General features: G+C 54.8%; 7 protein-coding genes. 4 read left to right on the top strand and 3 right to left on the bottom strand.

All coding sequences use genetic code 11. The features are described 5' to 3' along the window. Positions 1-79: 79 nt before the first annotated feature. Positions 80-1,450 carry an aromatic amino acid transporter AroP gene (gene aroP, locus SK62_RS17230; RefSeq protein ID WP_015572685.1) on the bottom strand — a complete coding sequence of 457 codons (1,371 nt, stop codon included), beginning with the start codon at positions 1,448-1,450 and terminating at the stop codon, positions 80-82. 537 nt (positions 1,451-1,987) lie between these two features. Between aroP and pdhR the strand changes: the two genes are divergently transcribed. The 4 genes from pdhR (at position 1,988) to lpdA (ending at position 9,049) form a co-directional block, all read left to right on the top strand. Then, positions 1,988-2,752, top strand: coding sequence for a pyruvate dehydrogenase complex transcriptional repressor PdhR (gene pdhR / locus SK62_RS17220; RefSeq protein WP_015572686.1), 765 nt, complete (start codon positions 1,988-1,990; stop codon positions 2,750-2,752). 123 nt (positions 2,753-2,875) lie between these two features. Continuing rightward, on the top strand, positions 2,876-5,539 hold the full coding sequence (gene aceE, locus SK62_RS17215; protein WP_003856315.1) for a pyruvate dehydrogenase (acetyl-transferring), homodimeric type: 2,664 nt from the start codon (positions 2,876-2,878) through the stop codon (positions 5,537-5,539). Positions 5,540-5,553: 14 nt separating this feature from the next. Further along, a complete protein-coding gene (gene aceF, locus SK62_RS17210) occupies positions 5,554-7,449 on the top strand; it encodes a pyruvate dehydrogenase complex dihydrolipoyllysine-residue acetyltransferase (RefSeq protein ID WP_017694504.1) in 1,896 nt (631 codons plus the stop codon). 175 nt (positions 7,450-7,624) lie between these two features. After that, positions 7,625-9,049 carry a dihydrolipoyl dehydrogenase gene (gene lpdA / locus SK62_RS17205; protein ID WP_048249756.1) on the top strand — a complete coding sequence of 475 codons (1,425 nt, stop codon included), beginning with the start codon at positions 7,625-7,627 and terminating at the stop codon, positions 9,047-9,049. Positions 9,050-9,101: 52 nt separating this feature from the next. Here lpdA and SK62_RS17200 read toward each other — a convergent pair whose 3' ends face one another. Next, a complete protein-coding gene (locus tag SK62_RS17200; RefSeq protein WP_040117221.1) occupies positions 9,102-9,893 on the bottom strand; it encodes a DUF2950 family protein in 792 nt (263 codons plus the stop codon). Positions 9,894-9,903: 10 nt separating this feature from the next. Beyond that, entirely contained in the window at positions 9,904-11,400 is a 1,497-nt protein-coding gene (locus tag SK62_RS17195; RefSeq protein ID WP_047718812.1) for a DUF3300 domain-containing protein, read from the bottom strand. Between the last annotated feature and the right edge of the window lie 170 nt (positions 11,401-11,570).

Genomic DNA, 11,570 nt, shown 5'->3' with positions numbered 1-11,570 from the left:
GGATTTTGCTGTAGGCGCGAATTTGTGAGGAAGGTAACAAGACGCTGTACCCGCAACCGCGAGTACAGCGAGAAAACACTTAGTGCGCTTTCACCGTTTTGGCATTTTTCTGTTTCACCATATAACCCACGCCGAGGATCGCAATCCAGACCGGGATCAGGTAGACGGAAATCGCCATGCCTGGGGTGATGAGCATGATGACCAGCACAGCTGCCATGAACAGCAGGCAAACCCAGTTCCCCAGCGGATAGAGCAGGGCAGGGAAGCGCGTGGTTACGCCCTGCTGGTGCTTGGCGCGGCGGAACTTGATGTGCGCGAGGCTAATCATCGCCCAGTTAATCACCAGCGCGGAAACCACCAGCGCCATCAGCAGACCGAAGGCAGATTCCGGTGCCAGGTAGTTAATCAGAACGCACAGCGCCGTCACGACCGCCGACACGATGATGGTATTAACCGGTACGCCACGCTTATCAACGGTAAGCAGCGCTTTCGGTGCGTTGCCCTGTTGCGCCAGGCCGAACAGCATACGGCTGTTGCAGTAAACGCAGCTGTTATAAACGGAGAGCGCGGCGGTCAGCACCACGACGTTGAGCGCGTTCGCCACGAAGGTGTCGCCCAGCTCGTGGAAGATGAGCACAAACGGGCTGGTATCCGCCGTCACGCGCGTCCATGGCAGCAGGGAGAGCAGGACCGCCAGGGAGCCCACATAGAAGATCAGAATACGGTAGATAACCTGGTTAGTGGCTTTCGGGATGCTCTGCTCCGGGTTGTCGGCTTCCGCGGCGGTGATGCCCACCAGCTCCAGACCGCCGAAGGAGAACATGATAATTGCCATCATCATCACCAGACCGGTCATGCCGTGCGGCAGGAACCCGCCTTGCTCCCAAAGGTTGCGCACGGTGGCCTGCGGACCGCCGTTGCCGCTGAACAGCAGCCAGCCGCCGAAGATGATCATCGCTACAACGGCAATCACTTTGATGATGGCAAACCAGAACTCCATCTCACCAAACACTTTTACGTTGGTCAGGTTAATGGCATTGATAATGACGAAGAAGGCCGCCGCAGACGCCCAGGTGGGGATCTCCGGGTACCAGAACTGAATGTATTTCCCAACGGCGGTCAGCTCGGCCATGGCAACCAGAACGTACAGAACCCAGTAGTTCCACCCCGAGGCGAAACCTGCGAAGCTGCCCCAGTATTTATAGGCGAAGTGGCTGAATGAGCCTGCGACCGGCTCCTCAACAACCATTTCACCTAACTGGCGCATAATCAGAAATGCAATAAAACCCGCAATCGCGTACCCCAGAATAATGCCCGGACCGGCCGACTGGATAACCGATGCACTGCCCAGAAACAGGCCAGTACCAATAGCACCGCCCAGGGCGATGAGCTGTATATGGCGGTTTTTAAGGCCGCGCTTTAGCTGATCGCCATGCTGTTGAGCTTCCATTTGAAACCTCGTGTGTGGTTGTTATGTTCACGCTGTGCGTGTGTAATTATGAAAGTCCATATTCTGTATTTATTTCTTTACGGTTAACGATACCGAAAAAAGCGGAGATGGCTTCCGTTAGCGCAAGAATAGTGGTAAGCGCCAGCGAATGCACCTGCTTTATGAAGGGATGAAGACGACTTGAATAAAAAGAAACCAATTGTAAATCGGTACGTTAACCCCTCATACCCCAACCTATAGAATAGAAATGCGTCAGAAGAGGGCGAATTTTCATTTTTTGCTTTGTTGAATCGCTTCAGATTGCAAAAACCCTCGTTTCATTATGGTTAAAACTGCCTCTTTGGTAGTAACCATTTCATTTGTGCAAAGTTACATTCCTGAAACGTTAGTTCTGTAAGGTTGTTAAAATGTGCCGGGTTTACTGATTTCAATCAAAACCAATATGGACAGAAGGTGAATACTTTGTTACTTTAGCGATACGAACATGAAATTGGTAAGACCAATTGACTCCGGGCAAAAAGGCGTAAGACAGGGAATATGGCCTACAGCAAAATTCGCCAACCAAAACTTTCCGATGTGATTGAGCAGCAGCTGGAGTTTTTGATTCTCGAAGGGACACTGCGCCCGGGCGAGAAACTCCCGCCAGAACGCGAGCTGGCAAAACAGTTCGACGTTTCACGCCCCTCTCTGCGTGAGGCGATTCAACGTCTCGAAGCAAAGGGCCTGTTGCTCCGTCGCCAGGGTGGCGGAACCTTTGTGCAAAACAGCCTGTGGCAGAGCTTCAGCGACCCGCTGGTAGAACTTCTCTCTGACCACCCAGAATCCCAGTTTGATCTGCTTGAGACCCGTCACGCGCTGGAAGGTATCGCGGCTTATTACGCCGCCCTTCGCAGCACTGATGAAGACCGCGTACGTATTCGCGAGCTGCATCAGGCCATTGAACGGGCACAGCAGTCCGGCGATTTAGACGCCGAGTCCAATGCCGTCGTCCAGTATCAAATTGCCGTCACCGAAGCGGCGCACAACGTGGTGCTCCTCCATCTGCTACGCTGCATGGAGCCGATGCTGGCCCAGAACGTTCGTCAGAATTTTGAATTGTTGTATGCCCGTCGGGAGATGCTCCCGCTGGTAAGCAACCATCGCACCCGAGTATTCGAGGCGATAATGGCCGGGGAACCGGAGCAGGCGCGCGAAGCGTCGCACCGCCATCTGGCTTTCATTGAGGAAATCTTGCTGGACCGCAGCCGTGAACAATCGCGTCGCGAACGTTCATTACGCCGCATACAGCAACGAAAGGATTAAGCGCCAGGTACTTTTAGAGCGCGGCAACTAAACGCAGAACCTGTCTTATTGTGTTTTCTGGCGAAAATACAATGGGACAGGTTCCAGACAAATCAACGTATTAGATAGATAAGGAATACCCCCATGTCAGAACGTCTCCAAAATGACGTGGATCCGATCGAAACTCGCGACTGGCTACAGGCGATCGAATCGGTCATCCGTGAAGAAGGTGTTGAGCGCGCTCAGTATCTGATTGATCAGCTGCTTTCAGAAGCACGCAAAGGCGGCGTGAAAGTGGCTTCAGGTGCAGGGGCTAGCAACTACGTAAACACGATTGCCGTCGAAGACGAACCGGAATACCCGGGCAATCTGGATCTGGAACGCCGTATCCGTTCTGCTATCCGCTGGAACGCCATCATGACCGTTCTGCGCGCATCCAAGAAGGACCTGGAACTGGGTGGCCACATGGCGTCCTTCCAGTCTTCTGCGACCATTTACGAAGTGTGCTTCAACCACTTCTTCCGTGCAGCTAACGAGAAAGATGGCGGCGATCTGGTGTACTTCCAGGGCCACATCTCTCCGGGCATCTATGCACGTGCCTTCCTGGAAGGTCGTCTGACTGAAGAGCAGATGAACAACTTCCGTCAGGAAGTTCACGGTAAGGGTCTGTCTTCTTACCCGCACCCTAAACTGATGCCTGAGTTCTGGCAGTTCCCGACCGTATCTATGGGTCTGGGTCCAATCGGTGCGATCTATCAGGCTAAATTCCTGAAGTACCTGGAACACCGTGGTCTGAAAGACACCTCTGAGCAGACCGTTTACGCCTTCCTGGGCGACGGTGAAATGGATGAGCCAGAATCTAAAGGCGCGATCACCATCGCGACCCGTGAGAAGCTGGACAACCTGTGCTTCATCATCAACTGTAACCTGCAACGTCTGGATGGTCCGGTAACCGGTAACGGCAAGATCATCAACGAACTGGAAGGCATCTTCGCAGGTGCTGGCTGGAACGTGATCAAAGTGATGTGGGGCGGTCGTTGGGATGAGCTGCTGCGTAAAGACACCAGCGGTAAACTGATCCAGCTGATGAACGAAACCGTTGACGGCGACTACCAGACCTTCAAATCCAAAGACGGTGCCTACGTTCGTGAGCACTTCTTCGGCAAATATCCTGAAACCGCAGCCCTGGTTGCAGACTGGACTGACGAGCAGATCTGGGCGCTGAACCGCGGTGGTCACGATCCGAAGAAAGTTTACGCTGCACTGAAAAAAGCGCGTGAAACCAAAGGTAAAGCGACTGTGATCCTGGCCCACACCATCAAAGGTTACGGCATGGGTGATACCGCAGAAGGTAAAAACATCGCTCACCAGGTTAAGAAAATGAACATGGACGGCGTGCGTTATATCCGCGACCGTTTCAACGTTCCAGTGACCGATGAGCAGGTAGAAAAACTGTCTTACATCACCTTCCCGGAAGGTTCTGAAGAGCACAAGTACCTGCACGAACGTCGTCAGGCGCTGAAAGGCTACCTGCCTGCTCGTCAGCCTAACTTCACCGAGAAGCTGGAACTGCCAGCGCTGGAAGATTTCTCTCAGCTGCTGGAAGAGCAGAACAAAGAGATCTCTACCACTATCGCTTTCGTTCGTGCCCTGAACGTGATGCTGAAGAACAAGTCGATCAAAGATCGTCTGGTTCCAATCATCGCCGACGAAGCGCGTACTTTCGGTATGGAAGGTCTGTTCCGTCAGATCGGTATCTACAGCCCGAACGGTCAGCAGTACACCCCGCAGGACCGTGAGCAGGTTGCATACTACAAAGAAGACGAGAAAGGTCAGATCCTTCAGGAAGGTATCAACGAACTGGGTGCAGGCGCATCCTGGCTGGCTGCTGCGACTTCTTACAGCACCAACAACCTGCCGATGATCCCGTTCTACATCTACTACTCCATGTTCGGGTTCCAGCGTATCGGTGACCTGTGCTGGCAGGCAGGCGACCAGCAGGCTCGCGGCTTCCTGATCGGTGGTACTTCTGGTCGTACGACCCTGAACGGTGAAGGTCTACAGCACGAAGATGGTCACAGCCACATTCAGTCTCTGACTATCCCTAACTGTATCTCTTACGACCCGTCTTACGCGTACGAAGTGGCAGTCATCATGCATGACGGCTTGCAGCGCATGTACGGTGAAGCGCAAGAGAATATTTACTACTACATCACCACCCTGAACGAAAACTACCACATGCCGGCAATGCCAGCAGGTGCCGAGGAAGGTATCCGTAAAGGTATCTACAAACTCGAAACCATCGAAGGTAGCAAAGGTAAAGTTCAGCTGCTGGGCTCCGGTTCTATCCTGCGTCACGTTCGTGAAGCAGCGCAGATCCTGGCGAAAGACTACGGTGTGGGTTCCGATGTGTACTCTGTTACCTCCTTCACTGAACTGGCGCGTGATGGCCAGGATTGTGAGCGCTGGAACATGCTGCACCCAATGGAAACCCCACGCGTTCCGTACATCGCTCAGGTGATGAACGACGCGCCAGCGGTGGCGTCTACTGACTATATGAAACTGTTCGCTGAGCAGGTTCGTACTTACGTTCCAGCTGATGATTATCGCGTACTGGGTACTGACGGCTTCGGTCGTTCTGACAGCCGCGAAAACCTGCGTCACCACTTCGAAGTTGATGCTTCCTACGTGGTAGTAGCAGCACTGGGCGAACTGGCTAAACGTGGCGAAATCGATAAGAAAGTGGTTGCAGACGCAATCACCAAATTCAACATCGATGCAGATAAAGTTAACCCGCGTCTGGCGTAAGAGGTAAAAGAATAATGGCTATCGAAATCAATGTACCGGACATCGGGGCTGATGAAGTTGAAATCACCGAGATCCTGGTCAAAGTGGGCGACAAAGTTGAAGCTGAACAGTCGCTGATCACCGTAGAAGGCGACAAAGCTTCTATGGAAGTCCCGTCTCCTCAGGCTGGCATCGTTAAAGAGATCAAAGTCTCTGTTGGCGATAAAACCGAGACCGGTAAACTGATCATGATTTTCGATTCCGCCGACGGTGCAGCAGCAGCTGCACCTGCGCAGGAAGAGAAGAAAGAAGCCGCTCCTGCTGCTGCTCCAGCAGCGGCCGCGGCAGCGAAAGAAGTGAACGTGCCTGACATCGGCGGTGACGAAGTTGAAGTCACTGAAATCCTGGTGAAAGTGGGCGATACCGTTGCGGCCGAGCAGTCACTGATCACCGTAGAAGGCGACAAAGCCTCTATGGAAGTGCCGGCACCGTTCGCGGGTACCGTTAAAGAGATCAAGATCAACACCGGCGACAAAGTGTCTACGGGTTCCCTGATCATGATTTTCGAAGTGGCGGGCGCTGAAGGCGCTGCGGCTCCAGCGAAAGCGGAAGCTGCTCCGGCTCCGGCTGCTGCACCAGCGGCTGCTGGCGGCGTGAAAGACGTTAACGTACCGGACATCGGCGGTGACGAAGTTGAAGTGACCGAAGTGATGGTAAAAGTGGGCGACAAAGTTGCCGCTGAACAGTCACTGATCACCGTTGAAGGCGACAAAGCTTCTATGGAAGTGCCTGCGCCGTTCGCCGGTACCGTTAAAGAGATCAAAATCAACACCGGCGACAAAGTATCTACCGGCTCTCTGATCATGGTCTTCGAAGTGGAAGGCGCAGCACCTGCCGCCGCTCCAGCTGCCGCGGCTGCTCCGGCACCGGCTGCTGCACCGGCTCAGGCTGCTAAACCGGCTGCTGCCCCTGCTGCTAAAGCAGAAAAATCTGAGTTCGCTGAAAACGACGCTTACGTCCACGCGACTCCGCTGATTCGTCGCCTGGCGCGCGAATTCGGTGTGAACCTGGCGAAAGTGAAGGGCACTGGTCGTAAAGGCCGTATCCTGCGCGAAGACGTTCAGGCTTACGTGAAAGATGCGGTGAAACGCGCCGAAGCTGCACCTGCTGCTGCCGGTGGCGGTATCCCGGGCATGCTGCCATGGCCGAAAGTGGACTTCAGCAAGTTCGGTGAAATCGAAGAAGTGGAACTGGGCCGTATCCAGAAAATCTCGGGTGCGAACCTGAGCCGTAACTGGGTAATGATCCCGCACGTTACCCACTTCGATAAGACCGATATCACCGATCTGGAAGCGTTCCGTAAACAGCAGAACGCCGAAGCTGAGAAGCGTAAGCTGGACGTGAAGTTCACTCCAGTGGTCTTCATCATGAAAGCGGTTGCCGCTGCCCTTGAGCAGATGCCTCGCTTCAACAGCTCCCTGTCCGAAGACGGCCAGAAGCTGACGCTGAAGAAATACATCAACATCGGTGTTGCGGTTGATACGCCAAATGGTCTGGTTGTTCCGGTCTTCAAAGACGTGAACAAGAAGAGCGTCACTGAGCTGTCCCGTGAACTGACCACCATCTCCAAAAAAGCGCGTGATGGTAAGCTGACTGCCGGCGAAATGCAGGGCGGCTGCTTCACTATCTCCAGCATCGGCGGCCTGGGTACCACCCACTTCGCGCCGATTGTGAACGCGCCGGAAGTGGCTATCCTCGGTGTGTCCAAGTCCGCGATGGAGCCGGTATGGAATGGCAAAGAGTTCGTGCCGCGTCTGATGATGCCAATCTCTCTGTCCTTCGACCACCGCGTGATCGACGGGGCTGATGGTGCGCGTTTCATCACCATCATCAACAACATGCTGAGCGACATTCGCCGCCTGGTGATGTAATCGAAAAGCCGGCCAGTCGGCCGGCTTTTTTCTGATAATCTCATGGGGTTTTTGAGGTTATTGGTGAAAGCGATAATTCGTGAGCCGTTTGTTGTTTCAAAATTGTTAACAATTTTGTAAAATACGGGCGGATAGAACGACCCGGTGGACGACGGGTATACATTAAGAGGTCATGATGAGCACAGAAATCAAAACTCAGGTCGTAGTACTTGGGGCAGGCCCGGCAGGTTACTCCGCAGCATTTCGCGCCGCGGATTTAGGTCTGGAAACCGTCATCGTAGAACGTTACAGCACCCTCGGCGGTGTTTGTCTGAACGTCGGCTGTATCCCTTCTAAAGCGCTGCTGCACGTAGCGAAAGTTATCGAAGAAGCCAAAGCGCTGGCTGAACACGGTATCGTCTTCGGCGAGCCGAAAACCGACATCGACAAAATTCGTACCTGGAAAGAGAAAGTTATCACTCAGCTGACCGGCGGTCTGGCGGGTATGGCCAAAGGCCGTAAAGTGAAAGTGGTAAACGGTCTGGGTAAATTCACCGGTGCGAACACCCTGGAAGTGGAAGGCGAAAACGGTAAAACCGCGATTAACTTCGACAACGCGATCATCGCGGCAGGCTCTCGCCCAATCGAACTGCCATTCATTCCACATGAAGATCCACGCGTGTGGGATTCCACCGATGCGCTGGAGCTGAAAACCGTTCCTAAGCGCCTGCTGGTTATGGGCGGCGGTATCATCGGTCTGGAAATGGGTACCGTGTACCATGCGCTGGGTTCAGAGATCGACGTGGTTGAAATGTTCGACCAGGTTATCCCGGCTGCCGACAAAGACATCGTTAAAGTCTTCACCAAACGCATCAGCAAGAAATTCAACCTGATGCTGGAAACCAAAGTGACTGCCGTTGAAGCGAAAGAAGACGGTATTTACGTTTCCATGGAAGGCAAAAAAGCCCCATCCGAACCACAGCGTTACGACGCCGTGCTGGTGGCTATCGGTCGTGTGCCGAACGGTAAAAACCTCGACGCGGGCAAAGCTGGCGTGGAAGTGGACGACCGTGGCTTCATCCGCGTTGATAAACAGCTTCGCACCAACGTGCCGCACATCTTTGCTATCGGCGATATCGTCGGTCAGCCAATGCTGGCGCACAAAGGTGTTCACGAAGGTCACGTTGCCGCTGAAGTTATCGCCGGCATGAAGCACTACTTCGATCCGAAAGTGATCCCATCTATCGCGTACACCGAGCCAGAAGTTGCATGGGTCGGTCTGACTGAGAAAGAAGCGAAAGAGAAAGGCATCAGCTACGAAACCGCCACCTTCCCGTGGGCTGCTTCTGGCCGTGCTATCGCTTCCGACTGCGCAGACGGTATGACCAAACTGATCTTCGACAAAGAGACTCACCGCGTGATCGGTGGTGCGATTGTCGGTACCAACGGCGGCGAGCTGCTGGGTGAAATCGGTCTGGCTATCGAAATGGGCTGTGACGCGGAAGACATCGCGCTGACCATCCACGCTCACCCGACTCTGCACGAGTCCGTGGGCCTGGCGGCAGAAGTGTTTGAAGGTAGCATTACGGACCTGCCAAACGCGAAAGCGAAGAAGAAATAAGTTTCTTCAGATGAAAAAAGCGGCCTGAGGCCGCTTTTTTTATGCGCCGCGTTCAGGGGGTGACAGGCTGCCAGGTTTTATCCGGGTGGTATGCAGCGAGCGCCTGCGCTTTTTGTGCCGAATCGTTGCCGAGATTTGCCTGATGCACCTTGTCATCCTGGTTAACGACAAAGCTCATTACCCCCGTCTGACCATAGCTCACGGGCCAGGCAACCATCGCAAAGCCATTTTTATCCGGCAGAATGCGGAACCGATAGCCGTGATAGCCCATACCCGGCTCCGGCGGGCTGAAGGCGGGACCCAGCGGGCTTGGCGCTTCGCCCGGCGAGATGGGCCAGTACAGGCCGTCTTTTAGCCCTGGCGTGCTGACAATCTTCTGCGCATAGCGGTGGTTCATGGCGTAGTAGCTCTGCTGTGCGTCGACGTAGGCGTGCAGCGCTTCGATAGCCGCGAGTTCGTTGCGGCCGATTTCGCGGGTCAGGATCTCATCAGCCGCTTTCTGCATATCAAATTGCCAGCCCTCTTTTTTCTTCACTACCGGTATGGGGAGTTGCCAGCCGTTATCGCCAACTGACAGATGGGCAATATCGCCGCTGATTTCGGTACGATGGTTAATCTTCCAGTCACGCAGGAATCGAGCTACCGCCTCCGGATCAACCCCTTCAGGTGGCAGATAGTCGCGCCAGTTATCCCCCAGCAGGTCGGCCATCGCGCTCTCATTCTGCTCGCTGATGGCCTTCGTCAGGGCATTGGCCGCCTGCTCAGGCGTGGAGAAAGATTGCTGGGCGCAGGCGAAGGTGGATACCATCAACAACAGCATTCCACCGATCGGTTTCATGTTCATAGCGGCTCCCTTAACGACGGTGGAATTCACGGTGTTCGGTATGGTGCTCGGACAGCTGCTGGCGGAAGCTGGCACGCTGCTCACTGTTCAGCGACGCGTGCTGACGGCTTTGCAGCCCGCGCTGGTGCTGGGCCTGCCAGCTGGCCGAACGGCTGTCGTTGCCGCTCAGGGCGTTTGCCCGCAGCGGCTGATGCTGAACCTGCGTCGGGCGTCTGGTTTGCGCAAGAGTATTATTCATCCGTTGTGCGTGGGGCCGCGCGCTGTCGTAGCCGCGATAGTTGCTGCGCTGAGAGAGCTGCTTCAGCTGCTGCGCGGACGCTGAATGTTGCGGGAAATGCGCGTCGCCATGCTGTAGCTGTGTGAGGGTTTTGCCCGTCGACTGCTGTATCTGCGCCATCGCAGCCTGCCGCTGGCTATCGCGGTTGACCGTCTGCTGCCGGGTAGCGCTCAGCCCTCCCGGCACTGAAGTCTGATGATAGCGGCTGGCAAGCTGGCTATTGGCGTAGGGCACGCCGTTGCGGTAGGCCGGATTATGCTGCCAGACCTGATGATTATCGGTACGGTGCTCGCCGGTGATCTTATTGAAGTTATTAACATTAATATTAATGTTATCGCCGTTATGCGAATAACCGCCGTGGTGATCGTCATCATGATCGTGATGATGTTCGTCGTCATCGTCCCAGTCTATGTTACTGAACAGCGCATAGGTAGTGGCTACGCCGAGGCTATAGCCAAAGCCTCTGACGAAACTATTGGTAAACTGCTGGCCGGGAGACGGGGGCAGATACACAGGCGGATAGCTGGCGTTTGGCCACGTGCCGTAAACGGTGGAAGGGTTGTAGGTAGGGACATAAACCACCTGTGGATCGGCTGGCTCAATTTTAATCACCGTCGGACTAGCCGACGTTGACGTCGCGGCTGTACTGGCGGAGGCTGGCGCAGATTTTTTCACGGTGGTGACGGTCTGCTGCGGGGTGGATTGCAACGTGCCTGTCTGCTGCGCCAGCAGGCGCAGACGCTGCACGGAATCCATCACATCCTTTGGCTGGGCCAGAAAGGCGTCGCCGAGGCTCTGTACCCACGACGGGTTTTCTCCCATCAACGACATTAACTGCGGAAAGGCGACCAGCGATTTCACGCTGGCATCCCATGGCTGCCCGCTGACCGCCTGAATGGCGGTATCGCCCTGCATTTTAGGGTTGTCCTTTGACCACTGGGCGGCCTGAATCACGCTCGCCGGATAGGTTGAGGCCATCAGAATTTGCGACAGCAGCGCGTCGGGATAGAGCGCAATGGGCGCGGTCCACTGATCGATCTGCGCGACGGTATAGGCCGGAGTCGCCACCGGGGCAGGCTGTGCTGTTGGTGCGGGGAGCTGCGGGGCTACCGGCGCAGGTGCGGGAGCGGGTTCCGTTGCGCGGCTTTTAACGAACATGACGCCCGAGGCGGCAAACAGCCCCGCACTGCAAAGCAGAACAAGAAGATGTGGTTTAAAAGGCAACTTCATAGATTGACTCCAACGAGACGAGTGCAGTGCCGTGAGGCGTTGCTGTTGCCGCGAGTATCATTCACCCGTGTTTTACAGTTTTGACTTTTGTTGGGAAAACCTCCGAAGCATCCGGATAAAGAGTGTGAGTATTTATTACACAATTATATCGGATGGCTGAGCAGGCGACG

Origin of the sequence: Enterobacter sp. BIDMC109, assembly GCF_001037885.1 — a bacterium.
In the GTDB taxonomy this organism is placed as follows: domain Bacteria; phylum Pseudomonadota; class Gammaproteobacteria; order Enterobacterales; family Enterobacteriaceae; genus Enterobacter; species Enterobacter hormaechei_C.
The sequence above is the reverse complement of the archived record's forward strand: the minus strand, read 5'-3'. Positions and strand labels throughout refer to the sequence as shown.

Coding starts and splice junctions, on each gene's coding strand:
- pdhR (WP_015572686.1), top strand. CDS start 1,988: ATGGCCTACAGCAAAATTCGCCAACCAAAACTTTCCGATGTGATTGAG.
- lpdA (WP_048249756.1), top strand. CDS start 7,625: ATGAGCACAGAAATCAAAACTCAGGTCGTAGTACTTGGGGCAGGCCCG.
- SK62_RS17200 (WP_040117221.1), bottom strand. CDS start 9,893: ATGAACATGAAACCGATCGGTGGAATGCTGTTGTTGATGGTATCCACC.
- aceE (WP_003856315.1), top strand. CDS start 2,876: ATGTCAGAACGTCTCCAAAATGACGTGGATCCGATCGAAACTCGCGAC.
- aroP (WP_015572685.1), bottom strand. CDS start 1,450: ATGGAAGCTCAACAGCATGGCGATCAGCTAAAGCGCGGCCTTAAAAAC.
- SK62_RS17195 (WP_047718812.1), bottom strand. CDS start 11,400: ATGAAGTTGCCTTTTAAACCACATCTTCTTGTTCTGCTTTGCAGTGCG.
- aceF (WP_017694504.1), top strand. CDS start 5,554: ATGGCTATCGAAATCAATGTACCGGACATCGGGGCTGATGAAGTTGAA.